Origin of the sequence: Veronia nyctiphanis, assembly GCF_004116385.1 — a bacterium.
GTDB lineage: Bacteria > Pseudomonadota > Gammaproteobacteria > Enterobacterales > Vibrionaceae > Veronia > Veronia nyctiphanis.
Window position 1 is genome coordinate 134,941 of the sequence record NZ_PEIB01000001.1, and the last position, 22,532, is coordinate 157,472.

Annotated in this window: 24 protein-coding genes, 5 pseudogenes and 1 riboswitch; of the genes and pseudogenes, 14 read left to right on the forward strand and 15 right to left on the reverse strand. The window is 47.2% G+C overall.

What is annotated here, in order from left to right; genetic code table 11:
• Window positions 1-22: 22 nt before the first annotated feature.
• The 3 genes and pseudogenes from mobB to CS022_RS00630 all read right to left on the reverse strand — a co-directional run.
• A pseudogene (mobB, locus tag CS022_RS00620) lies at window positions 23-535 on the reverse strand (molybdopterin-guanine dinucleotide biosynthesis protein B); the annotation flags it as partial.
• A pseudogene (gene mobA / locus CS022_RS00625) lies at window positions 532-1,148 on the reverse strand (molybdenum cofactor guanylyltransferase MobA). The pseudogenes mobA and mobB, both read right to left, overlap by 4 nt.
• Window positions 1,149-1,391: 243 nt before the next feature.
• The gene (locus tag CS022_RS00630; RefSeq protein WP_129120663.1) at window positions 1,392-1,817 is read right to left on the reverse strand and encodes a hypothetical protein; all 426 of its coding nucleotides are present in this window, start codon (window positions 1,815-1,817) and stop codon (window positions 1,392-1,394) included.
• Window positions 1,818-1,985: 168 nt separating this feature from the next.
• Between CS022_RS00630 and CS022_RS00635 the strand changes: the two genes are divergently transcribed.
• A complete protein-coding gene (locus CS022_RS00635; RefSeq protein ID WP_129120664.1) occupies window positions 1,986-3,185 on the forward strand; it encodes a hypothetical protein in 1,200 nt (399 codons plus the stop codon).
• Between the two features lie 74 nt (window positions 3,186-3,259).
• On the opposite strand, the gene CS022_RS00640 is transcribed toward CS022_RS00635, so the two are convergent.
• Both CS022_RS00640 and CS022_RS24740 read right to left on the reverse strand, forming a co-directional pair.
• Window positions 3,260-4,732: a trypsin-like serine protease gene (locus CS022_RS00640; RefSeq protein ID WP_129120665.1), complete on the reverse strand. Its 1,473-nt coding sequence runs from the start codon at window positions 4,730-4,732 to the stop codon at window positions 3,260-3,262.
• Window positions 4,729-4,875 (reverse strand): hypothetical protein, encoded by a 147-nt coding sequence (locus CS022_RS24740; RefSeq protein WP_161569510.1) that lies wholly within the window; start codon window positions 4,873-4,875, stop codon window positions 4,729-4,731. Before CS022_RS24740 ends, CS022_RS00640 begins: the two co-directional genes overlap by 4 nt.
• A 732-nt stretch (window positions 4,876-5,607) precedes the next feature.
• A riboswitch (TPP riboswitch) is annotated at window positions 5,608-5,704 on the forward strand.
• Window positions 5,705-5,796: 92 nt separating this feature from the next.
• On the opposite strand from CS022_RS24740, the gene thiD reads away from it, so the two are divergent.
• The 7 genes and pseudogenes from thiD to thiE all read left to right on the forward strand — a co-directional run bounded on the left by thiD (window position 5,797) and on the right by thiE (window position 11,297).
• Complete coding sequence (gene thiD / locus CS022_RS00645) at window positions 5,797-6,621, forward strand: bifunctional hydroxymethylpyrimidine kinase/phosphomethylpyrimidine kinase (protein WP_129120666.1); 825 nt, start codon at window positions 5,797-5,799, stop codon at window positions 6,619-6,621.
• Window positions 6,614-7,372 carry an ABC transporter ATP-binding protein gene (locus CS022_RS00650; protein WP_129120667.1) on the forward strand — a complete coding sequence of 253 codons (759 nt, stop codon included), beginning with the start codon at window positions 6,614-6,616 and terminating at the stop codon, window positions 7,370-7,372. Before thiD ends, CS022_RS00650 begins: the two co-directional genes overlap by 8 nt.
• Window positions 7,373-7,424: 52 nt before the next feature.
• Window positions 7,425-8,155 (forward strand): annotated as a pseudogene (locus CS022_RS00655) (ABC transporter permease).
• 38 nt (window positions 8,156-8,193) lie between these two features.
• A complete protein-coding gene (locus tag CS022_RS00660; RefSeq protein ID WP_129120853.1) occupies window positions 8,194-9,135 on the forward strand; it encodes an ABC transporter substrate-binding protein in 942 nt (313 codons plus the stop codon).
• Between the two features lie 31 nt (window positions 9,136-9,166).
• Window positions 9,167-9,829, forward strand: a complete 663-nt coding sequence (tenA, locus tag CS022_RS00665) for a thiaminase II (protein ID WP_129120668.1) — start codon at window positions 9,167-9,169, stop codon at window positions 9,827-9,829.
• A 9-nt stretch (window positions 9,830-9,838) separates the two neighbouring features.
• Window positions 9,839-10,624, forward strand: a complete 786-nt coding sequence (thiM, locus tag CS022_RS00670) for a hydroxyethylthiazole kinase (RefSeq protein ID WP_129120669.1) — start codon at window positions 9,839-9,841, stop codon at window positions 10,622-10,624.
• 55 nt (window positions 10,625-10,679) lie between these two features.
• Window positions 10,680-11,297 carry a thiamine phosphate synthase gene (gene thiE, locus CS022_RS00675; RefSeq protein WP_129120670.1) on the forward strand — a complete coding sequence of 206 codons (618 nt, stop codon included), beginning with the start codon at window positions 10,680-10,682 and terminating at the stop codon, window positions 11,295-11,297.
• A 100-nt stretch (window positions 11,298-11,397) separates the two neighbouring features.
• Here the strand turns inward: thiE and CS022_RS00680 are convergent, their stop codons facing one another.
• Complete coding sequence (locus tag CS022_RS00680) at window positions 11,398-11,754, reverse strand: plastocyanin/azurin family copper-binding protein (RefSeq protein WP_201746173.1); 357 nt, start codon at window positions 11,752-11,754, stop codon at window positions 11,398-11,400.
• Between the two features lie 909 nt (window positions 11,755-12,663).
• Between CS022_RS00680 and CS022_RS00685 the strand changes: the two genes are divergently transcribed.
• From CS022_RS00685 to CS022_RS00705, 6 genes and pseudogenes are all read left to right on the forward strand, one after another.
• Window positions 12,664-13,497 (forward strand): LacI family DNA-binding transcriptional regulator, encoded by an 834-nt coding sequence (locus CS022_RS00685; RefSeq protein WP_235869169.1) that lies wholly within the window; start codon window positions 12,664-12,666, stop codon window positions 13,495-13,497.
• 11 nt (window positions 13,498-13,508) lie between these two features.
• Window positions 13,509-13,781, forward strand: a complete 273-nt coding sequence (locus tag CS022_RS25715) for a substrate-binding domain-containing protein (protein WP_235869170.1) — start codon at window positions 13,509-13,511, stop codon at window positions 13,779-13,781.
• A gap of 17 nt (window positions 13,782-13,798) precedes the next feature.
• A pseudogene (locus tag CS022_RS00690) lies at window positions 13,799-15,042 on the forward strand (ABC transporter substrate-binding protein).
• A gap of 59 nt (window positions 15,043-15,101) precedes the next feature.
• A complete protein-coding gene (locus CS022_RS00695; RefSeq protein ID WP_129120671.1) occupies window positions 15,102-16,004 on the forward strand; it encodes a carbohydrate ABC transporter permease in 903 nt (300 codons plus the stop codon).
• A pseudogene (locus CS022_RS00700) lies at window positions 15,994-16,871 on the forward strand (carbohydrate ABC transporter permease). Before CS022_RS00695 ends, CS022_RS00700 begins: the two are co-directional and overlap by 11 nt.
• 20 nt (window positions 16,872-16,891) lie before the next feature.
• Window positions 16,892-17,992, forward strand: a complete 1,101-nt coding sequence (locus tag CS022_RS00705) for an ABC transporter ATP-binding protein (protein WP_129120672.1) — start codon at window positions 16,892-16,894, stop codon at window positions 17,990-17,992.
• 108 nt (window positions 17,993-18,100) lie between these two features.
• Here the strand turns inward: CS022_RS00705 and CS022_RS00710 are convergent, their stop codons facing one another.
• The 9 genes from CS022_RS00710 to CS022_RS24745 all read right to left on the reverse strand — a co-directional run bounded on the left by CS022_RS00710 (window position 18,101) and on the right by CS022_RS24745 (window position 22,284).
• Window positions 18,101-18,382, reverse strand: coding sequence for a S24/S26 family peptidase (locus tag CS022_RS00710; protein WP_129120673.1), 282 nt, complete (start codon window positions 18,380-18,382; stop codon window positions 18,101-18,103).
• Between the two features lie 41 nt (window positions 18,383-18,423).
• Window positions 18,424-18,927, reverse strand: coding sequence for a superoxide dismutase, Ni (gene sodN, locus CS022_RS00715; RefSeq protein WP_129120674.1), 504 nt, complete (start codon window positions 18,925-18,927; stop codon window positions 18,424-18,426).
• An 18-nt stretch (window positions 18,928-18,945) separates the two neighbouring features.
• Entirely contained in the window at window positions 18,946-19,140 is a 195-nt protein-coding gene (locus tag CS022_RS00720; RefSeq protein ID WP_129120675.1) for a hypothetical protein, read from the reverse strand.
• Between the two features lie 12 nt (window positions 19,141-19,152).
• Window positions 19,153-19,575 (reverse strand): tetratricopeptide repeat protein, encoded by a 423-nt coding sequence (locus CS022_RS00725; RefSeq protein WP_129120676.1) that lies wholly within the window; start codon window positions 19,573-19,575, stop codon window positions 19,153-19,155.
• Between the two features lie 134 nt (window positions 19,576-19,709).
• Window positions 19,710-20,270: a GDYXXLXY domain-containing protein gene (locus CS022_RS00730; RefSeq protein ID WP_129120677.1), complete on the reverse strand. Its 561-nt coding sequence runs from the start codon at window positions 20,268-20,270 to the stop codon at window positions 19,710-19,712.
• Entirely contained in the window at window positions 20,267-20,515 is a 249-nt protein-coding gene (locus tag CS022_RS00735; protein ID WP_235869189.1) for a DUF4401 domain-containing protein, read from the reverse strand. The genes CS022_RS00730 and CS022_RS00735 overlap by 4 nt, the downstream gene beginning before the upstream one ends.
• Before the next feature lie 23 nt (window positions 20,516-20,538).
• Window positions 20,539-21,321, reverse strand: a complete 783-nt coding sequence (locus tag CS022_RS00740; RefSeq protein ID WP_129120679.1) for a DUF4401 domain-containing protein — start codon at window positions 21,319-21,321, stop codon at window positions 20,539-20,541.
• Entirely contained in the window at window positions 21,308-22,081 is a 774-nt protein-coding gene (locus CS022_RS00745; protein ID WP_161569512.1) for a DUF2157 domain-containing protein, read from the reverse strand. Before CS022_RS00745 ends, CS022_RS00740 begins: the two co-directional genes overlap by 14 nt.
• Entirely contained in the window at window positions 22,078-22,284 is a 207-nt protein-coding gene (locus CS022_RS24745) for a hypothetical protein (RefSeq protein ID WP_161569513.1), read from the reverse strand. Before CS022_RS24745 ends, CS022_RS00745 begins: the two co-directional genes overlap by 4 nt.
• Between the last annotated feature and the right edge of the window lie 248 nt (window positions 22,285-22,532).

The following is a 22,532-nucleotide window of genomic DNA, read 5'->3' on the forward strand; positions in this document are numbered from 1 at the left end:
TATTCTCTATGCTGTCGTGCGCTTTTATCCATTCATGAATGAAGCGTGCGATATCTTCAACATTATTAATGTTCAATATAGGTAATGAAGTCTCGAGTTCGGGTGTGTCGCAGGCAACGGCGATGAAGTTGCTGTCACTTTTATGTAACCATTCTTTACCGAGTACATCGCGTCTTAATTCTATTTTGGGCAGTATTTCGGTCTTACATCCTTCTACCAACACTAAATCAATACTTGAAAGGTCAAGACGCTGTACGAGTTCAGTGAGTGAAGGCTCTTTGTCTGGTGTTTCAGTGATTAACGCGTGACGGAAGCGTGAGCTTATCAGCATCTGACTGGCGCCTGCTTTTCGGAGTCGGTAACTGTCTTTACCCGGTTTATCGATATCAAAGTTGTGGTGAGCGTGCTTGATCATGGCGATATTAAGGCCTGATTCAGTAAGTACAGGTATCAGCTTTTCCAGTAGTGTCGTTTTGCCCGTTCCACTGAATGCCGCAAAACCGAGTATCGGGCGGGTACATTGAATTTCAGTCATGATAGGTGCCCATATTTTTTGAGTTCGGTAGGCGTATTAAGATTGATGAACGCATCGTGTTCTTGGCTGAAGTCAACAGTTACTGTATTGCAGAGGTCATGGAGCATCACAATTTTTCGATCTCCACCTTTCAGGAATTTGTCGAGCTTTTCGAAGATAGTTTTTTTCATCATTGTGACGACTGGCTGGATATATTCTCCGTCATGCGCTACAACGATTTCTGTCTCCGGTTTGATGGCGTTTTGCATTTTCTCGACAAGTGTGTGGGGTAGGTTAGGGCAATCACAGGGTACGAACCCCAGCCATTCCACATCCAAGTGTTTCATTGCTGCATGCATACCACCCAGTGGCCCGGGGAAGCCTCAAAGACGTCACTGAACACCGGGCCATATTGGCGATAAGCGTCCTGATTCCGGTTAGCATTAATAGCAATATGCGCACCTTGCTCTGTCAGGCGATCATTAACGTATTCAACGAGCGGTTTATTGTTGAGTGTCACCAGTCCTTTATCGTGGCCGTTCATTCTTCTGGCTTGTCCGCCAGCCAGAATGACCCAGACTGTTTTGCTTTTATTTGTATCTCTACATATTGGGTAATCAGAATGTAACGGCATTGTTTTCCTTATTGAATATGTTTAAGAGTTTTTGGCATAAGGCGATGAACTTCTCAACGAGGTGTTACCCTCACTCCTGAAACAGTAGTCTTTGCTTTACGGTTGTCAGTTCTTCTAATGACTATATCAAACCATTACGGCATGTTGTTGATCCGGAATAAAGTGACTATCAATCAAGGTTAATAAACTGTGGTTCATGGTGATAAAGGCATGTGAGTAGCCGAGGGTTGAGCTTGGTTGTTGCTAATTGGGTGCTTCATCCTCATAGCAATCGATATAGTCATCTTGCATGTCGATGGGGTACAGAGTGAAAGCCACTGCAATATCCATTTCGGCCATTTTTGCCAATGTGTCTGCGGTGAGTTGATCGCTGAAACCCCAGTCACTCGATGACGAATGATAGCCAATATTCATGCATCTATGGTGTGCCTTGTTCCAATCTTCTCGTGCCTGTACTGGCATTGCCTTAAGTACACTAAGGTAATGCTGGATACAGGTTTCGGCATTATTCATCGCATCCAGGCTGATATTGCTCATCCACCCATCTGACTCTTCATCCTCAAGCAACATTGCACACAGATCGTATTGCTCGAAAAATTCACAAAAGGCGTTGAAGGGTGCCGAAGATCGAACCTCAAGGTCAACGGTAATATAGCGTGTCTTTTGCATCTATTTTTAGCCTTTTGGTGATGCGACTTCGTGATTTTGAAGTCATATTCGGTAATAAGGTGCACAGATTGCCAAAGCCTTACATAACTCTCAATGTCATCGCTTCGTAGGTTGGATTGGCATACTGCACGTATTTTGTTACGGTTGAGGAAAAAACGTTTATATGTCATGACTCTAACGCAAGATGCCCTGATTGCCTTGAACAGGCTGGGCGAAAAATACCAACAACACCTGCACCATGTTTTTTCTCAGCTTCCCCGACACGCACATTCGATTGGTGGCTTGCGAAAAGAGACGGGGTATAACCGCTCCAACAGCCAGAGAATTGTCACGGCCAAAAATGCCAAAGATGGTCTGAAAGTGCTTTATTCTTTGCCGGGCGTTGAAGGGCAGTACGAGTTTTGCCAGCGTATCAGCACCTACCTCGAAAAACGGGATATTGAAAAACTTCAAGCATTTATTGAGCAATTCAGTGATGCGGTTCAGCGCTTTGCACGGAGTCACGCCGGCCTGAAACGCCTGTTAGAAAATAACACTGCGATTCAAGCGCAAGACAGCAATCTACTCTCTCGCCGCCAGCTATTTATGTCAGCGTCGACATTGCTCGGTACATCGGTTGATTCCATGTTTTGTTGCTTCGCGCTGACGCCTCGCGATGATAACTCCACCTATTTACACGAACAGGCATTGATATCGAAAGAAGGAATGCGACGCTCGACGAAAGCGCCGCCCTTTGTGCAGTTCTACACTCACGAAAACCCTGATGGCGAACAAGCTCCTAGAGTGCTTCAACGTGGTGAGCAGCTTTTAGCGCCTACCTACAAAGTTGCCGTTGCAGGAGATTTGACCACAGATGGGGTCGATGAAAACTGTATGAGTTACCCCAAGGGGCAATCCGGTGTGGTTTTTGATGAGTGTGTCCCCAACCCTTTCAATGCGGGTTTCGTGTTCAGTAACCCAGAGCAGCTTATCAATCCATTAACCGGAAGTAGTCGCTGTACCTCAACCAGCGTATCGATAAGACTACCGACGAAGAAGTTGAACATGTTGGTGTTGGTCGACAAAACCTTGAATCAGCAAAGCAGTGTGAATATCGGCTGCTATCTGGGTAATTCTACGGTCAATGAGAATCACCTGCGCAGTAGTGATATGTGGACCGATAGATTACCTGATTTTCCTAAATTGAAAGTGGTGGAATTCGCAGGATTAGCTTCGTCTTTTAACAGCAGATCATTTACGGTCAATAAGCTCGATTACTTTGTGAATTGTTTTGGCCTAGACAAGACGCGTTATTCCGCATATCTACTGGATGTTGATTTTCCGATTTGGTCAGCCACGTACCGGGTGTATTTCGAACATCAGGAATGAAAAAGGCCACGTGCTGCTGAGCAGTGCGTGGCCGGGTTGTTACTTATTATAGAGTGTTATCAGATAACAAAGTCTTACTGGCAAGAGCCAACCAATTTCCATGGTCCCCATGGGCCAGAATCTGTTGGGTCTTCACCTTGTACCCACCACTTAGACTCGTAAACAGAACCGTTTACTGACGCGCGGTCACCTGGCAGGTAAACAGTTTGCGCGCTCCATACCTCCACGTCGCAGCTGTCGTCTGATCCGCCAGTGACAGTGACTGATTTGCTGACTTGGTCAGTCTTACCGTTGTTATCGACAATGTTGAGAACAACGTTGTACGTGCCCGCAGCAGAGTATGTGTGGCTTGGGTTCATTGACTGTGAGGTTGCACCGTCACCGAAGTTCCAGCTAACACTTCTTAGCCCTGCTTTTGCAGAAGACATGTTGTCGAAGTTAACGGTCAGGCCAGATTTAGCGTAATCAAACGCGGCATTTAGCAGGCTACCACCAGTATCGCCATCACAAGTGCCTACGTCTTTCCACACATTGGTGTAAACGTCAGGACGTGCACCAGTAGACCACCAGGTTGCTTCGTACTTACGACCATTGTAGGCAATAACATCACCCATCGCATAAGACTTAGTTGCAGACCATATTTCGCAATCACCCACAGGTGGTTTGCCGACTTTAACCGACTCAGCGTGAGTATCACTCAGGTTGTCATCATCAGTAACCGTCAGAGTGACCGTATAAGTGCCGTTTTGTGCGTAGGTATGCGTTACATTCGCCCCCCTTGCCGTTGTTCCGTCTCCCAGGTTCCACTCACGCGAAACGATAACACCGTCATCGGTTGATGTATCAGTAAGATTGACTGTCAGGTTGTTTACAGACTGAGTAAATTCTGCTGTTGGACCATCATCAATGATACCGATCTTACCTTGGATCCAGCTGACATAGCTCGATGTACGGGTAAATGCTGTCGCGCCTACACAGTTTCTGCCCCAACTGACTGTACCAATGCTGTAGACATCACTGCCGACTTGTACTGCGTATGGGCCACCGCTGTCACCGTTACATGCAGAGACCTGACGGCCATTGAGATTACCGCCGCCACAGACGACTGAACTTGGAACATTTGAGCTCAGCTGACTGCTACAGTCAGAGTTAGAAAGTACAGGGAGGGCAACTTCACGCAGCACATCGCTTTGAGAGCCACGGTGGCGAGTCAGACCCCAGCCAGAAACGATAACATTTTGGCTTCCTACACCTGCATACTGCTGCTCAATTTGTGTACTAGGCAGTTTTGCAGGCGTATATTCAGCACTGGCAGGAGAAGCCAGCTTCAACAGACCGATGTCATAACCCGTTTGGTAATCGCCACGCCAGCTTTCATGTTTGATAATTTGTTGTACGCGAATAGTTTGACCATCATTAGCACGCATGCTGTGAGCGCCGACTCTGACGGTTAGAGAAGAGGTTGAAGCGCTATCGAGGCAGTGTGCAGCGGTTAATACCCAATTACGAGCAATCAGTGTACCGCCACAACCTTGTCGGCCATTCATAAGAAGCGCGATTGGTAAGGACGCGAGTAGGGAACTGACTCAACACCACCCACGACTTGTGGGTCGATATCCGCTGAGGCCATAGCCGGTGACTGTGATGCCATTATCGCAGTCGCCAGTGCGGCTAACGTCATTTTCCTCATTGTTTATTTCCTTATAAGCAATTGTTAAATATGAAATATAGATACTCTCAGATACACCCTCAGATACGTCCAGGTGACAGCATATGAAACATAATGCAAAACTATGAAGTGAACACATCAGACCAGTTATGAAGAATTTTGGATTGCGAGGTCGTCGATGTAACCATGCGGTTAAAATGAAACATATTATTTACATTTGGTGAGTTGGAGCTTCAATTTCGTGTGGGAAATATTTATGCAACTTGATGAAAGAAAGACCAATATGGCGTCGGTTGGTTAAATTACAGCCAGCTACTCGATGATAATGCCGCTATGCTGCTTCCTTTTTGAATATTGCTTTTTGTGGCGGCAATGCGAAGACAATGAATGCTTGTGAATGAAATGTTCAAAGTGTGATTTTTGTGTTTCCATCCTGCCTTTGTTGGTGAGTGAGGAACTGCTGGTACTATCAAAGAGTGAGTGAATATCAAGAGATGTGTTGCTTGCCATTGATGCTCGTCGATTGAGAGATCAGGTTTGGACAGTTCATAACCGCGTTCATGCGCTGGAAACGGAACGATAGAAGGTGGCGGCGTGTTCAGTGGCATTTTGGTCGACATGCCACATTCTAACGGCTCGCTGGTGGCTTTTAATCAGTTAGCTAATATTGACGGTCAGAATAAACATTCCTTAATGTCGCATCTCTGACTATTTATGATGCTTTACCTTTTTGCAAAAAAAAGTAAAACTAATGACGAATAGTCGGGGAGCTTCATGCTGAGATCGCTTTGCGAGACCCGTTGAACCTGAATCAGATAATACTGGCGTAGGGAACTATGAGGACAGCAGGACGAGTCCCTCGCAATGAGAGATCCCTGATCAAGGCATAATTAAGCACCTGTGTCTCCCTCCAGTTTCCTTCGTCCAAGACAAGGAAACGCCATGCCGTCATATACACGCCAATCTCTTCCTATCGTTCTTACTATTGCTGGCTCCGACAGTGGAGGTGGCGCAGGTATCCAAGCGGATATCAAAGCGATATCAGCGACAGGCAGTTACGCTTGCTCGGTGATCACGGCATTGACTGCGCAAAACACTCAGGGTGTTCAAGGCATATATCCCGTTCCCATTGAATTTATTAATCAGCAGTTGGATTCGGTTTTTTCTGACTTCGATATTAAAGCCGTCAAAATAGGCATGATGGCCGATGAGGAAATCATCGAAGCTGTGGCCAAAAAGTTACACCAATATCAACCTGAGATCGTCGTCCTTGACCCGGTTATGGTCGCGACCAGTGGCGACTTGTTACTGCAACCATCTGCAATTAACGCGCTCAAGAAACACCTTTTACCTTTGGCAACCGTCATCACACCCAACGTGCCAGAAGCCGCGGCTCTGACGGGCGTTGAGGGTCAGGATAGTCAATCCAATGAGATGGTTGCGGCACTCGGTGAGTTAGAAACGGCGGCTATTCTTCTCAAAGGTGGTCATAACTTTCATGACAATCAAAGCACGGATTTGTTGTTACGTGACGGCCAGTCGACGCCCTTTATTGCTGAGCGGATTGATACGCAAAATACCCATGGTACTGGCTGCACGCTGTCATCTGCATTGGCTTCATACCTTGCCCAAGGTGCTGTTCTTGAGTCTGCAGTTGGTCAGGCCAAATCCTATATCTCCGAGGCTATTCTTCACGCTGATGAGCTTTCAGTCGGCGAAGGGCATGGACCCGTTCATCACTTTTTCGCATTAACCCCACATGGATGAATCTCTTAGCATCACACTTTCCAGTGTGAGCGTGCGTTATCCCGAAGCTCATTCAGAGACCTTTTCTGGGCTCAATATGATGCTGCCCTCAGGTAAGTGGACGTGCGTGTTAGGTAAAAGTGGCTGCGGTAAAACCACCATGCTGCGTTTACTCGCGGGCTTACTTGATGGTTCAGCATTGGTTACCGGAGATCTGTGGGTATCTGACGGCGGAGTTCTCCGCGATCGCGTTGCTTATATGGCTCAGCAGGATTTGTTATTTCCGTGGCTGAACGTTATCGAAAACATTTGCCTGAGCGAACGTTTCTCTCACCAACCAGCCAAATTGGGTAAAGCGATGGCGCTGTTGAAAGATGTCGGCCTTCAAGGCTTTGAGCGTCATTATCCAGACCAGCTGTCAGGTGGCATGAAGCAAAGAGTCGCTCTCGCGAGAACGCTGATGCAAGACAAACCAGTCGTCCTGATGGATGAGCCTTTTTCTGCTGTTGACGCGGTGACACGCTATGAACTGCAGGAACTGGCGGTGAGATTGCTGGCGGGTAAAACCGTGTTGCTGGTGACGCACGACCCACAGGAAGCCGCGCGTCTGGCAAATGCCATCTACATTTTCAGCGGAAAACCCACTGAGGCGATTTCAATGGATGTGCCAAAGACAACCACCCCGAGAACAATAGACAGCCAGTTTGTCTCGGTACAACAAGCCATCCTCGAACTACTGGGGGCCACAAAAGGATCGTATGCAAATCTTTGAACCACTGGTAGGTCTGACCCGAGGGCAGAAAAAAGTACGTTTAACGACGGGTATGCCGCTGATCAGGTTACTCATCAGTCTGATGGTATTGGTCGGATTGTGGCAAGCCATCGTGAGCCTGTTTAATCTGCCGGGGTTTATTTTGCCTGCACCTGATGAGGTGTTCCTCCGGTTGGTTAATCGTTACGACGTTCTGTTAAAGCATGCACTGGTAACCGGACAGGAGATAGTGCTCGGTTTACTGTTGGGCCTGAGTGTTGGCTTTGTGTTTGCTCTACAAATGCTGCTGTTTCGCCCGGTAAAAACCTGGATGTTACCGCTGCTTATAGCCAGCCAGGCAGTGCCTGTTTTTGCCATTGCACCTGTGCTGATGCTGTGGCTCGGTTACGGCATCGGTTCGAAAGTCGTGATGGCGGCAATCATTATTTTCTTCCCGGTGACGACGTGCTGTTTTGATGGCTTGAACTCAACCCCCAAAGGGTACCTAGACCTTGCCAAGACCATGGGTGCCTCAAAGTGGCAGGAACTCTGGCATGTGAGGCTACCTGCCGCTATGCCCTCAATCGCCTCTGGCTTAAAAATTGCCGTAGTTATTGCCCCCATAGGTGCGGTTGCTGGTGAGTGGGTAGGGGCCAGTGAGGGGCTTGGTTACCTGATGTTACAAGCGAATGCTCGAATGATGATTGATGAGATGTTTGCGGCCTTGCTTTTACTCTCTTTCATGCAATCGCCCTGTATTTTTTGACTGATTATTTATTGAAGAAGCTCATTCCCTGGTCATGACCAGGACAACCCAATCTGTAAAAAGGAATTTATCTGTGATGAAGAAATTAGGACTGTCACTCTTGTTCTGCGCGTTACTTCCGTTGCCTGCAGTGGCGCAAGAGAAAGCCATGACCTTGATGCTTGACTGGTTCGTCAACCCCAACCACGGCCCTATTGTCATTGCTCAGCAAAAGGGATATTTCGAACAACAAGGGCTAAAAATTACTGTGCAGGAGCCTGCGGATCCGAGTATGCCGCCTAAGCTGGTTGCAGCTGGAAAAGCAGACCTCGCGATTTCTTACCAGCCAAACTTGACCATTGATGTCGCTGCCGGTTTACCGCTTATCAGAGCCGCGACGCTGGTGGCGACACCCCTGAATACCCTTATGGTACTAGACAACAAAAAGTTGAAAGACTTGTCTGATCTGAAAGGTAAAAAAATCGGGATTGCGATAGCAGGTAATGAAGAAGCCACGATCGGCACCATGCTCGGCAGCCAAGGTGTTGCTTATGACGATGTTGAAATCATCCATGTTGGCTGGGCGCTGTCTTCATCTTTGGCTTCTGGCAAGGTAGACGCTATCTGGGGTGGGTTCCGTAACTTTGAAACGAACCAGCTCGCCATTGAAGGTTATGAGTCAAAAGCCTTCTTCCCGGAAGAGCACGGTGTACCTGCTTATGACGAGCTCGTCTTTGTTGCCAATGCGAACACTTATGATAAGGCAGCCATTCAAGCCTTTAACCGTGCGATTGAGCAAGCAACGACGTATATCGTGAATCACCCGAATCAGGCATGGAACGAGTTTGTTACCTATTCGCCAGATACCCTGAACAACGAGCTGAACAAAAGAGCGTGGAAAGACACCTTAACCCGCTTTGCACTCCGCCCGTCTGCCGTTGATTTGAAACGTTATGACGACTACGCGCAATTTATGTTCAAGCACAAAATCATCGCGTCAGTGCCAGCAGCCGCTGATTATGTGCCAGATCTGAACTAATCGCGCACTCGTCGTAAAAGGAGAAAATTATATGCAGCATAAGGACTTAATCTCTGCATGTCAGAGCGAGTGGCAGGCTTACACAGAGCACAGTTTTGTCAGCCAGCTTGCGGATGGCACGCTCGATCAAGCGTGTTACCTCCATTATCTCAAACAGGATTTTCTTTTTCTCAAGCAGTATGCCCGTGCTTACGCTTTGGCGATTTACAAAGCGCGGACCTTGAAAGACATGCGTCAGGCTTTACCGAGCGTCCACGCATTGTTGGAGCATGAGATTAACCATCACATTACCTACTGTGCCGAATGGGGGATTTCAGAATCCGATCTTGAGCAAGAGCCAGAAGACGCTGGCACTGTCGCTTATACCCGTTATGTCCTTGATACAGGCATGGCGGGTGACATTCTCGATTTATTTGCTGCACTGGCGCCTTGCTCGATTGGCTATGCGCAAATCGGTAAGCGATTACTTGAAGCGAGTGTTGATCTTAAAGGTAACCCCTATGCAAGCTGGATAAATCTCTATGGTGGTGATGAATTTCAGCAAGGTGTCGAACAAGGCGCACAGCAAATTGATGCATTGCTTGCCGACATCGAACTGAACAGCGCACGTGGTCAGCAGCTTATTGATGTCTTCAAAACAGCGACACGAATGGAAGTTGCCTTCTGGCAACAAGGTTTAGATATTTCGCGTTAAGGAGTGACAATGAAACTTGATGGAATAATTGATGCGTTGGCGCGCGTTCGAGAGCAAAAACCACTTGTGGTGAATATCACTAATTATGTGGTGATGAATAACACCGCCAATGCGCTCCTCGCCATTGGGGCGTCTCCAATCATGGCGCATTCAAAAGAAGAGATGGCGGAAATGATGAGCTTCTCCGGCGCGCTCGTCATCAATATTGGTACGCTCGACAGCCAGTGGGTGCCTAGAATGCGTTTTGCGGTCGAAGAGGCTAATAAAAATGGCAAGACAGTCATTCTCGACCCGGTAGGGTGCGGTGCCAGTGGCCTGAGAACGGAGACATCGCGTGAGATTGCCCGACAAGCAGACAACCTCATTATTCGAGGGAATGCGTCTGAAGTTATGGCACTAGCAGGTGAGAGTGCTCAGACAAAAGGTGTCGATTCGCAAGATGCCAGCAGTGATGCACTGGCAGCCGCCCGTTTTCTTGTCGCCGAGTATGGTGCCAGTGTTGTTGTCTCTGGTGAAACTGACCACATAGTGACCGTAGAGGGCGAAACAACGTTGTCGAATGGTCACGTCATGATGCCATATGTGACAGGTATGGGGTGCACATTGAGTGCGCTGACTGGCGCATTTGCCGCTGTTGGTGAGAAAACCGGGCTTGCTGCTGCGGCTGTCATGGGTGTAGCAGGTGAGATCGCTGCAGAGAAAGCCAATGGTCCGGGTAGTCTCCAGTTACATCTGACCGACGCGCTTTATAACCTGACGGATGATGAGTTAACTTCCCGTCTGAAAATAGGCTGAACCCACTCTGGACAGGCAGTCTTGCCTGTCCCTTTTCGAGCTAAGCGAGTGAAGAATGAATCCTTACCAGCTTTATCTAGTGACAGATGAAAACATTGATACAGATGCTATCACTCATATCGTTGCTACAGCGATTGAAGGTGGTGTAACTATGGTTCAGCTGAGAGAGAAAAAAGCGAGTACCCGTCAATTTTTGACCAAAGCACAGGCGCTGAAACGAGTGACGGCAGATGCAGGTGTACCGCTTATTATTAATGATAGGGTGGATATCGCCTTGGCTGTTGATGCTGATGGGGTTCATCTCGGTCAGTCAGATATGCCAGTGAAAAAGGCCAGAGAGTTGCTCGGTCCAGAAAAGCTGATTGGTTTATCGATTGAGAGTGAGTCACAGTTGGCTGATGTCAGTAATGAGCCTCTCGATTACATAGGTCTGAGTGCTATTTTTGCTACTAATACCAAAACAGACACAATTAAGGCATGGGGGCTCGATGGGTTAAAACACGCTGTAGCGATGTCACCTGTTCCTGTCGTGGCTATTGGCGGTATTAATGAGACGAACATAAGCGATATTTATCGAACGGGTGCGCATGGCGCAGCGTTAGTGTCAGCTATTTGTAGCGCGCAAGATCCTGCGGCCGCATCCCGCACGCTAAAACTGAAAATGCCGGAGTAACCCGGCATTAGCCTGATAAAGCCTTTGGAGCTTATTTGACGCTTTCAGCGTAAGTTTTTAACCGCCCCCTGATTAATCACAAACTCTGCTTCTTTGGTGTTCACGTAAGACATAAACTCGTCTTTGTTACTCGCTTCCCCGACTTGAATGATACCCACCATCGCCATGATCGCATGCATTGGTACGCGTAAACACCCTCCTTATCAAATGTTACGCTGACAGGTTTGTTGAGTTCACCTTTCCACGTGACGCTGCCTGTTGGTGTAAATGTTGATTCGGCGTTATGCCCAATATCGGTCGGTACAAAATTTACAGTGTCTCCAGCGCTGATTTTTAGGTAAGCAGGGGAGAAGACCATCGCACCTTCAGCGCCTCCATTGAGCATTTTCACTTCATGTTCTGCAGCAGAAAGAACGGAGGGTATAAACAGGCAAAGAGCCAAAATAAGTTGTTTCATCCTTTAGATCCTTTTTATTTACTACTGAGTTGAGCGCCAAGATAAAATAATAAACCGTTTATTATGATAATGGTTCTCATTATTGTTTATAGGAGTGAAAATGCAATGCGACCTAGTAACTAAATCTGACATCTCAAAGTAGGAGAAGACATCAACAGCATTTTTTGCCAACTGTTAGTCAAATTTGCATCTAGAAGTGAGGTGGTGAAATTGATCTTTCGACATTGTGTCCAGCGGACACTCGCCTTAACTTGTACGTTTATTTAATCGTATGATTAATCAGAAAAATAAGCGTATTTCGTACTGTTTATTTATGCATGCTTTGGATTTTCCAAAATAATACAGCGTCGGATATCTAATAGAATATCATTCTATTAATTTACTTATAATTTTTAGAGTCTTATAAGTTTTAGCGATATCTATATAAGGTAACTAAATGATGAGTAAATTTAGTTAAGTAGTTATAAATATAAAAAATAAATAGATAAAAATATCTTTTCCTCTTCTGGTGTATAGAACCTTGCGAAAGGTCATAACTCTTACCTGACAGTGAAGAAACTCCTTAGCAATTGATTTTATTGAATTTTAATTTTTATGTTACTATTGAACCGAAAAACTCATTAATGATTCACTGTTATCTTTTTTATTTCATTTTTCCTAGATTTAACTCGATTCTATAAGAGTGCGCTTAATTATTTTGTATCGTTCCAACGCTGATTTTTACTAGCTAGATCTCACTATCATAAAAAAATTATCGTTAAAAAATAACATCTACATTTAGTTGCATATATTTAATATGAATATTTCGATTTCACATTTGTTAAAAAGAAATCTACATTGATTTAACAAATGGTTTGGAATGTTCCAAAGCGCATTGGCTTAATTCAAAGCTGGCGGAATCGAATAGTAATGACAAAAACGCATACACCAGGTAACGGAAAGCGGAACGCATCGTCGAAACGTTCCAAAAGTAAGGTCACTATGATTGATGTGGCTGTTAGTGCTGGTGTGTCTAAATCGACGGTATCTCTTGTTTTGAGTGGCAGTATGTCAGTCAGCGACGAGAAGAAAGCGAGCGTCAACAAAGCGATAAAAGAACTGGGTTATGTTTACAATCGAGGCGCTGCGGGCTTGCGCGGTGGGCCCTCGAACATGGTCGCAATTCTTTCTAATAATCTGACCAGTCCTTATTTCGCTCAGGTTCTCATGGGGCTTGAACCATACCTTGAGCAAATGGGCATGATGCCCATCATTATGGATTTGAACGAGAGCCTAGAGAGGCAAAGTCGGTTCGTTGCGTCGCTCCGTGAATACAACATTGCCGCCATAATTATCACGCCCGCACCAGGCACCACGAAAGAGTGGATAGACAACATTCATATCAGCGGGCTCCCTATTGTTTCTATCATGCGTGAAGTTGAAAACGCTGTGTCTCCGGTTGTCAAAGCGGATAACCGTTTGGGCACGTTTTTATCTACCCAATCCCTTATTCAACTTGGTCATCGCAACATTGTGTTTATCGGTGGTCAGGAAACGTTTTCAGATTTTGTAGAGCGAAAGTTGGGTTACCTCGATGCCATGCGGGAAGCGGAGCTGGATGTTTCTGCGCATTTCATTCAGCCGGGTCCGAGCTCTCGCATATACAGCAGTGAATTAGCCAAAGAAGTGTTGTTCAAACACCCGGAAATCACTGCGTTCTCATGTTTCAGTGATGAAGTGCCTACGGCGTATACAACGGCCTGAATGAGCTAGGAATGACACCCGGCAAAGAAGTGTCGGTCGTCGGCTTCGATGACTTAAACGATTCGCGGTTGTTATCACCGCCCCTGACTACCGTGAGGGTAAAAGGGGCTGATATTGGCCGCGAAGCTTGCTACCTGTTGGAACGACTGCTCGGAAATGAGCATGCACCCAAAAAGATCCTGGTGGATGTCGAATTGATAGAGCGGGAGTCAAACACCCCCCCAACGGGGTCAATGGGCGCTGCAACAGAGCCTCTGGAAAGGAAAGCCCGTAAGGGCCGATAAATAATGGGATGAAAAACATGAAAAAGCCAATTGTGAGAACCTTGCTTTCAGCTGCCGTTACCTTGGGTATGGCAAATGCTGCGCAAGCAACAGATGTTGAAGTACTTCACTGGTGGACATCAGGCGGGGAAGCGGCTGCGCTGAACGTTCTGAAAGATGATTTACAGACCAAAGGAGTGGGTTGGAAAGACATGCCGATCGCGGGTGGTGGGGGTAGTAACGCGATGACAGTGCTTCGTGCTCGCGTTACGTCGGGGAATCCGCCAACCGCTGTTCAGATGCTGGGTTTTGATATTCAGGACTGGGCATCAGAAGGTGTGGTCGCAACCTGAATGCAGTGGCAAAAGAAGAAGGTTGGGACAAAGTTGTGCCTTCTGCGTTGCAGCGTTTTGCTAAGTACGACGGTAAGTGGGTATCTGCGCCGGTTAACGTTCACTCAACCAACTGGATTTGGGCGAACAAAGCAGTGCTCGACAAAGTGGGTGCCAAAGTACCAAGTAATTGGGACGAAATGATTGCGACCATGGACAAGCTGAAAGCGGCTGGCTACATCCCGCTGGCGCATGGTGGTCAGGCATGGCAGGACGCAACCATTTTCGATGGTGTGGTACTGACAACCGGCGGTATCGACTTCTATCGCAAAGCGTTTGTAGAACTCGATCCGAAAGCACTGGGTTCTAAAACTATGGAAAAAGCCTTCGATCGCATGAAGCAGCTACGGGGATATGTTGACGATAACTTCCCAGGCCGTGATTGGAACCTTGCCACTGCCATGGTTATTGAAGGCAAAGCTGGCATGCAAATTATGGGTGACTGGGCGAAAGGCGAGTTCCTGAAAGCGGGCAATGTACCGGGTGAAGATTTTGTGTGCTTCCGTATGCCGGGCACGCAAGGCATGGTGACCTTTAACTCAGACCAATTTGTAATGTTCGATGTGGGTAAGAGTTCTGCGCAGGACGAGATGGCGAAATCCATCATGGCCCCTAAGTTCCAATCAGCGTTTAACGTGGTGAAAGGTTCAGTACCTGCACGTACAGACGTTTCTGATGCCGACTTTGATGCTTGTGGTAAGAAAGGAATGAAAGATCTGGCGGAAGCCAATGCCAGTGACACCTTAGTGGGCAGTATGGCTCACGGACACGCTGCCCCTGCTGCGGTTAAAAACGCGGTGTATGACGTGGTGACTAACCACTTCAATGGCGGTATGACATCTGCTCAGGCAGTAAAAGCGCTGGTTTCAGCGGTAGCAGATGCGCAGTAGTGTTTAGTAGTGGATGGCTGGAGCCAAAGCAGTTCGGCTCCGGTCTACAAGGATGAATTATGGCTTCTTATCCAAAAAAAGGTTCACGGGGATGGTGGCAGCAGCAAATCCCAAAACTTGTGCTAGCCCCGTCGTTTGCCCTGATCCTTTTATTTGTCTACGGCTTCATAATCTGGACGGCATACATTTCCTTCAGCAAGTCCAGAATGTTGCCAAATTATGACCTGATTGGTCTTAGACCTTATGAAAAACTCTGGAATTCTCTCAACTGGCAGGTTGCTCTCGAAAACCTCGCCGTGTTTGGCGGGCTCTACATCATCATCTGTTGCGCATTAGGCTTGTTCTTGGCCATTTTGCTGGATCAGCGTATTCGGATAGAGGGCGGTTTACGACCTATTTTCCTCTACCCAATGGCGTTGAGCTTTATTGTGACAGGTACAGCATGGAAGTGGTTTTTAAACCCGGGCTTAGGCCTTGAAAAAACCATGCAGAACTGGGGTTGGGAAAGCTTCAGCTTTGACTGGCTGGTTAACCCCGATATGGCAATTTATACCGTCGTCATTGCTGGCGTCTGGCAAACGTCAGGGTTTGTGATGGCGATGTTCCTCGCCGGGTTACGCGGCATCGATAGCGAGATCCTCAAGGCCGCACAGCTCGATGGTGCACCGCCATACAAAATGTACACGCGGATCATTATCCCGCAACTGCGCCCGGTGTTTTTGAGTGCGTTTATCGTGCTGGCTCATATGGCGATCAAGAGTTACGACTTAGTCATCGCTCTGACTGGGGGCGGTCCGGGAAATGCCACCGAGTTGCCTGCCACCTTCATGTATTCATACACCTTTACCCGCAACCAAATGGCGGTGGGTTCGGCCAGTGCCATCATCATGCTGATGACCATTGCTGCCATCATCATTCCATACCTGTATTCCGAGCTGAAGGAGGGGAAAAATGCACACTGAGTCTTCGTCTCCTTTTTCTGGACCACGATTCTGGCGGATTGCCATTTACACCACGCTGATCGTATTCGCCTGTATGTACCTTCTGCCACTGTTTGTGATGTTGGTGACCTCGTTTAAGTCACTGGCAGAGATCAGACAGGGCAATATGATGGCTTTCCCTGAAATGTGGACCATTGAGCCCTGGCTTTCCGCATGGGGAAGCGCATGTATAGGCCTGACTTGCGAGGGGATCAGCGGGTACTTTGGTAATTCCATCATGATCACGGTCCCGGGTGTGTTGCTATCGACCTTGCTAGGCGCGATTAACGGCTATGTGCTAACAAAATGGCGTTTCCCCGGTCACCGTTGGGTGTTTGGTCTGATGCTGTTCGGTTGCTTTATCCCGTTTCAGGTGGTGCTGGTGCCGATGTCTCAGGTGTTGGGAACACTTGGTATTGCGAATACCACGCCGGGTTTGGTGCTTGTTCACGTGACCTACGGCTTAGGATTCACCACGCTGTTTTTCCGCAACTACTACGAAGCATTCCCTCAGGAGCTGGTGCGAGCGGCGATGATTGATGGTGCGGGGTTCTTCAAGATGTTCTTCCGTATTCTGTTACCAAGCTCTGGTCCGATTATCGTGGTCACGGTGATCTGGCAGTTCACCAACATCTGGAATGATTTCCTGTTCGGGGCATCTTTCTCATCAGGCGGATCAGCACCGATCACGGTTGCTCTGAATAACTTGGTGAACTCGTCGACGGGTGTCAAAGAGTACAACGTGCACATGGCCGCGGCATGATAGCTGCACTGCCGACACTGTTTGTTTATGTTGTCGCCGGACGCTACTTCGTCCGCGGTCTGATGGCAGGCTCGGTGAAAGGATAACGGGGTAAAGGATTAACAACATGGCTTCACTTACTTTAGATAACGTACAAAAAACCTTCGGCCATACCGAAGTACTCCGTGGTATCAATATTGGTATCGAAGATGGTGATTTCCTCGTGCTGGTGGGTCCGTCAGGCTGCGGGAAATCCACCCTGTTGAATATGATTGCCGGGCTGGATGATATTTCTGGCGGCACTGTCATGATTGGTGAGGAACAGGTGAATCATCTTCACCCTTCCGAGCGTGACATCGCCATGGTCTTCCAGTCCTATGCGTTGTATCCGAACATGTCGGTGGAACAGAACATTTCTTTCGGTCTCGAGATGCGCGGTGTACCGAAAGAAAAAAGAGATAAGCTCATTGCGGATGTCTCGGCGATGCTGCAAATCGAGCATTTGTTAAAGCGGAAGCCGGGGCAGCTGTCCGGTGGCCAACGCCAACGTGTTGCGATGGGGCGAGCACTGGTGCGCGACCCGAAGATCTTCCTCTTTGATGAACCCTTGTCGAATCTTGATGCCAAACTTCGCGTAGACATGCGTACTGAGATCAAGCGCTTACACCAACGGTTAAAAGCGACGATCGTGTATGTGACGCATGACCAAATCGAAGCGATGACACTGGCCACAAAGATCGCGATCATGAAAGACGGTGTGTTGCAGCAACTCGGCTCACCTGAACAAGTCTATGACGACCCAGCCAACGTGTTTGTAGCAACGTTTATGGGGTCGCCTTCAATGAATATGTTCCCGGCCACATTGGTCAGACAGGGTGACGACCTGTGTCTGGAAATGAAAAACAGTGCGGGTGACTCTCGCTTCCTTGCTCTTACTCGAAGCATGTCTGATATCGCAAGCTACGAGGGTAAAGAAGTGCTGGTGGGGATTCGACCTGAAGATATTCGCGAAGCCACAGATACTGATAGCGGTAACATTGACTGTCAGGTAGATGTTGTCGAACCGACAGGTGCAGATACCTATGTGATCACGTCATTAGGTGGTAAAGAAGTGGTTGCCAGAATGCAGGCCAAGTGCACACTGAAAGGCGGCGATACCGCAGCGATGGCCTTTAATATGGACAGAGTTGTGTTGTTTGATGCTCAATCAGAAGCGCGTATTCGTTGAGTCCTTACTGGACGCTACGGCAACAAAAAAGGCGGCAAAGAGCCGCCTTTTCATATTTTTAGCCTTGCCTTTATAACTCACGCTGATTGAGCTCTTACTGAGCATTCGTCATCGTTGTGCCCATTTTAAAGATGGACGAATGACATAAATCACCCGATAAATCGGTGAGTCGTCAGTAGGCGTAATGGCACCAATGTTGTCCGCACTGACGCTCTCTGCATTTTCACCACAAAACCAGAGACTGTCTTCCTCATCGACAGAGGCCAGTGTCTTTACGATTTCGCCGTAAACCGGATGGCTTAGCACAAACATTTGCCCGGGTTTGGCTTTTTTCCATCTAAATTGACGAAACGAAAGTACATAATCGCCGGGGCTAAGGCGAGGAAACATACTAAATCCCGTCACTTTGTTCAGGCGAAAACCCAACATTGTTAGCCTTTAAGGTCTGGATAAGTCACAGGCAGTGCTGGCGGGTAAGGGCAGTCTGCTGTGTACGTCGCAACACTTTTGCTTTCCCAGAAGATCTGTGCGAAACGGTTTACTTTCTCAAGTAGCTCAACACCTACATCACGGTCCAGCCCTTGCTTAAGCTTGGAGGTGAGCAGCATGATAGTGTGCGTCAATTCGTGAATTTCAGGGAAGGCGTCAAACTGAGGCTGCTTGAAGTAATCACCCCAGATAACACGCACTTCATCTTTTACCTTGATGCCGTGTTCTTCTTTTTGAGCTACTAGACGAACAAATTGCGCCTCTTCCGTTTTGGTCAGGCTGTCTTTGTCGTTGAGTTCAAGCAGCAGATCCAGCGTACGGATCATTGTCAGCACAGCAATCTGTGCATGATGAGGATCGTAAATCTTACATGGGATATCACAATGCGCAGAAACAGGCTCAATGGCGCTGATACGTTCAACTGAAGCGAGAAGCTTATGTAGCATGATGTTTACTCTCCTAATTTATTTCTTGTCTTTTCCGTTTGTCATTCGACGTCTTACAACAGTAAGGCCGATAACAACCGCCAGCGCCAACGAGCCTATCCAACCCGCGTGGATAGCGTAAGAAGACCAGTGGCTGTGATCATGCCCAGGGTGAGCGTTAACAAGTGGACTAAACATCAATGCAGTAATTAACGTTGTGATTACCGATCGCATAAAAGCTCCTTTTCAGTGGATGGTATCTCCGGGTTTAGCGGAGGGAACAGAATTATGTTCATACGAGAGGTCATCAGGTTGCTCACCTTGCATGTTCGTTGTGAGTTCGAACTTACATTTGGTCAGTGCATGAAGGATCGTTGGGTAGCTCTTGTCTGAAGGAGGTGTTGTTCTCAGCTTGTCTCTCAGAGTGATAAACGGCGTTGTCAGATGATTAATCTGTTCGTCGGTTTCGCCTGTTTTCTTATACAAGCTGGCGAGATTGTGGTGCGTTACCAACCAAGCCAGCATGAGAGAATCGTTATCTGGTGACGCCGTATACAGTGCTTCAACAATCACAAGTGCTGAAAGGTAGTGCCTTTTGGCCTGTGTCCACCGACACTGATGAAAACAATCGTTGCCAGCGGTGCAAAGTGTTTCCCATTCCTTCATCATAGATGAGACCTCTAATGATAATTATTATCATTATCGATCTAATGGCCAAAATGTAAACATCTTTTTGTTAATTATTATTCAGTCACTGTATGCTGATTCGACTCGATATCCACTTTTTGAGCCTTTTTATTAATTTAATTGTTAATAACGCTTTGTTTCATCAGTTCTACAGGATCGATTTCATTGAGCTGCTCGTCGAACAGCGATGCTAAAAGCCAGTCACCTTGCTCGCTCACTCGATACTCCGCATATCTTGCGGTCTCATAGGCTTTGGCGTGTCCTTCCTGAAAAAAGAAACTGTCTACTGCAATGCGCATACGATTTTTATGGACTTTGTAGGCGAGTTTGATTTCGTCCTGTTTGATTGGTGTACCGTCGTCGAGCCGAACAAATTGCCCAACATTTCGCTCGTCGGGTTTTAAGACGACAAAACCCTCAGAACCAATTTGTCTTTCTCGCTCAGAATACGAAGCACTGTCGTCGGATATCAGTGTTTGCCGTGCTGCATAAATATCGCGGCTCAAAGCGTAGTCAAGCCGCATATAATCGCCCTGTAACAGTGACCTAGGGTCTACCGGAGCCAGCCTGAGAAAAACCGGTTTTCCTTCCGTCAATAGCGTTTCTTTAGAGACGATATTGAGATTGACCATCAAAAGAGCAAAGCAAAGGCCTGCCAATACAATCCACCTTGTCATTGGTTATCTCCTTTGTTTTCGATATTGGTGTGTTTGCTCTGTTGAAGCAGGAACCATCGCCCAGCCAGTAAAACGATGCCGAGCAAAGCGAGTGTGATCGACTTATACAACAGGGTAGTATCGAGGTTGAAGTAATATATAGACGCGAACATCATCATATTTGCAATCCCCAACCCTTGAATCATTCGCTGGCCGGAATACACACCCACTAACATGATCGTCATGCCTGTTGTTAGCCCGTTCACTTGAAAGGAAAACAAGGTCAGTATCAGGCACAGAAGAAGGCAAAAGCTTTTGCTTTTACAGACATTGCTGTTCGCTGATTGATCATCATGACTGTGCCGAACAGCGCAAGCGCATTGAGTATTTCACTTGAGAGATGAAAGGGATGTTGTGATGTAACCCTTATCATTTCTGGCAAATTATATTGGATTAACAGAACTGCAGCGAGCAATCCGGCCGATGCTGCGGATTTTATCTTTACCCATTTTGGCGAAGAAAACTCCGTGAGCTTCAGGTAGCAAAAGACCATCAGTAGAGGGCCCACTACCCAGTAATAGTGATCATGAATCAGCATCACGAATGCAAACGCACAGGCAGCAAAAAACGCACACATCATCCGATGAACATGATTATCAAAAGTAAGGACCAACAGAACTTGCAGCGCAAACAGTGCTAAAGCGGTATAGGTGAGATCGAATGTGCTTTTATCAACATGTTCATTAATGATAAATGCCAATAACACTTGTGCGGTGAGACTCAGTACCAAGCCGATATTCGTCGTGATAACTTGCGAAGCAATCTTAAATATCGAAAATGCGCCAGCTAACATCATCAATGAAAGGGGAATGGTGAGAAAAATGTTCTCAAGTGCGTCGTTGAAGAGAGCGCCGACAAATCCGATGAAAAGCAGAGATGCCATCCAAGTCGCAATAGCCTGAAAGGCATCCATATACCAGAGGCTGGCTAGTTCTTCGTTCTGTGGCAAGCCTCCGGCTGTCAGCCCTTTTTGATTCAATAAGTGCCAAAGTTCGGGATTATTCGGTGTCATGATTTACCTCCTTTCTCACTTGCTTTAACCAACTCGTCGCAAAGCTCGCCATAATCAAGATCACCATGGTGCTGAACAACAGTCCGCCAAGATTAAAATCATCAAGGCTCCAGTAGATGGTTGCGGCCCCCACGATTGCTGTTCCCCACATCGCTAATATGGAGAGAAAGTACATATCTAAACGCAGGTAACGATAGAAACAAAATGCGCTGGCAAGCCAAAAAGTGACGAGAGATAACGGAATGACCAGTATGGTTTCTTCGACGATCATTTGTGCGGCAATCCAGAACGCACAGAGTGCCGAGAGAGTACCCAAGAGGCGCATTGGCCATCGGGACGACGCGCTATTACTGTGGGATGCGGCTGCCTCCCACACCGCAACAGCAACAGCATTAAACAGCATCCCCCAAATCATCAATGAACGTTCGTTTGTCCAGAGATCTTGAGGCCATCCGGGGTTCACGACATGCCATAAATACAAAGAGAGATTGAGCAATGAGAGAACGAGTAACCACATGGCATTTGATTTAGCGGCGATGGCCCAAGGGATGAGAAGGCAGGCCCAGGTGAAAAAGAGTTGCCAACTGTTTGCACCTGTTTGATAGGTCTGGCCGACTAACGCCAGTAGGGCACCCAGCAGCAAGCTGGCAGTGACGAGCAGCGAAGGTGCGAGATAGGGGTGGCGGTGCCATTTCCAATATCCTGCAATGGCAGCGACTAAAAAGGTTTGCACCAAAACAAAATGGCCGATGTGGTTCATTTCATACCAGTTGTATGCGACGAAAACATCATTGCGACAGACATAGCCATAAGCCCACCCCATAACATCAGGCGGTCAATGAGGCGCAGCCATGCGGCATGGGTGGGGCGGACTTCAGCGACCAATAGAGCTGTCTCGATATCGCCTTTCTCTATCTGCGACTGACTATACCAGTCGATGAGTTGTTTTCTTTTATTGTTCATAATTTTCCCTGTCGAGCGAATTCTTGGCACCTAAATGGACAATAACCAGGAGGTGGAACATAACAATCAACAAAATTTATCGTACGATATTTAATCATTAATGAACGGTGTTTTTTTATTATAAATTTTTTATGTATTAAGTTGCACTTAAGGAACAGTTTTGATGGAACCATTCGAGGCAGATTAGTGCGGAATCAACAAAATGGCAGCATTCGAATTGAAAAGTGACTCATTTTTAATACCGACAA

Bases quoted from the DNA above. Each gene is read 5' to 3' on its own strand.
- CS022_RS00630 (WP_129120663.1), bottom strand. From the start codon at position 1,817: ATGCAAAAGACACGCTATATTACCGTTGACCTTGAGGTTCGATCTTCG.
- CS022_RS00635 (WP_129120664.1), top strand. From the start codon at position 1,986: ATGACTCTAACGCAAGATGCCCTGATTGCCTTGAACAGGCTGGGCGAA.
- CS022_RS00640 (WP_129120665.1), bottom strand. From the start codon at position 4,732: ATGAATGGCCGACAAGGTTGTGGCGGTACACTGATTGCTCGTAATTGG.
- CS022_RS24740 (WP_161569510.1), bottom strand. From the start codon at position 4,875: ATGAGGAAAATGACGTTAGCCGCACTGGCGACTGCGATAATGGCATCA.
- thiD (WP_129120666.1), top strand. From the start codon at position 5,797: ATGCCGTCATATACACGCCAATCTCTTCCTATCGTTCTTACTATTGCT.
- CS022_RS00650 (WP_129120667.1), top strand. From the start codon at position 6,614: ATGGATGAATCTCTTAGCATCACACTTTCCAGTGTGAGCGTGCGTTAT.
- CS022_RS00660 (WP_129120853.1), top strand. From the start codon at position 8,194: ATGAAGAAATTAGGACTGTCACTCTTGTTCTGCGCGTTACTTCCGTTG.
- tenA (WP_129120668.1), top strand. From the start codon at position 9,167: ATGCAGCATAAGGACTTAATCTCTGCATGTCAGAGCGAGTGGCAGGCT.
- thiM (WP_129120669.1), top strand. From the start codon at position 9,839: ATGAAACTTGATGGAATAATTGATGCGTTGGCGCGCGTTCGAGAGCAA.
- thiE (WP_129120670.1), top strand. From the start codon at position 10,680: ATGAATCCTTACCAGCTTTATCTAGTGACAGATGAAAACATTGATACA.
- CS022_RS00680 (WP_201746173.1), bottom strand. From the start codon at position 11,754: ATGAAACAACTTATTTTGGCTCTTTGCCTGTTTATACCCTCCGTTCTT.
- CS022_RS00685 (WP_235869169.1), top strand. From the start codon at position 12,664: ATGACAAAAACGCATACACCAGGTAACGGAAAGCGGAACGCATCGTCG.
- CS022_RS25715 (WP_235869170.1), top strand. From the start codon at position 13,509: ATGACACCCGGCAAAGAAGTGTCGGTCGTCGGCTTCGATGACTTAAAC.
- CS022_RS00695 (WP_129120671.1), top strand. From the start codon at position 15,102: ATGGCTTCTTATCCAAAAAAAGGTTCACGGGGATGGTGGCAGCAGCAA.
- CS022_RS00705 (WP_129120672.1), top strand. From the start codon at position 16,892: ATGGCTTCACTTACTTTAGATAACGTACAAAAAACCTTCGGCCATACC.
- CS022_RS00710 (WP_129120673.1), bottom strand. From the start codon at position 18,382: ATGTTTCCTCGCCTTAGCCCCGGCGATTATGTACTTTCGTTTCGTCAA.
- sodN (WP_129120674.1), bottom strand. From the start codon at position 18,927: ATGCTACATAAGCTTCTCGCTTCAGTTGAACGTATCAGCGCCATTGAG.
- CS022_RS00720 (WP_129120675.1), bottom strand. From the start codon at position 19,140: ATGCGATCGGTAATCACAACGTTAATTACTGCATTGATGTTTAGTCCA.
- CS022_RS00725 (WP_129120676.1), bottom strand. From the start codon at position 19,575: ATGATGAAGGAATGGGAAACACTTTGCACCGCTGGCAACGATTGTTTT.
- CS022_RS00730 (WP_129120677.1), bottom strand. From the start codon at position 20,270: ATGACAAGGTGGATTGTATTGGCAGGCCTTTGCTTTGCTCTTTTGATG.
- CS022_RS00740 (WP_129120679.1), bottom strand. From the start codon at position 21,321: ATGACACCGAATAATCCCGAACTTTGGCACTTATTGAATCAAAAAGGG.
- CS022_RS00745 (WP_161569512.1), bottom strand. From the start codon at position 22,081: ATGAACCACATCGGCCATTTTGTTTTGGTGCAAACCTTTTTAGTCGCT.
- CS022_RS24745 (WP_161569513.1), bottom strand. From the start codon at position 22,284: ATGAACAATAAAAGAAAACAACTCATCGACTGGTATAGTCAGTCGCAG.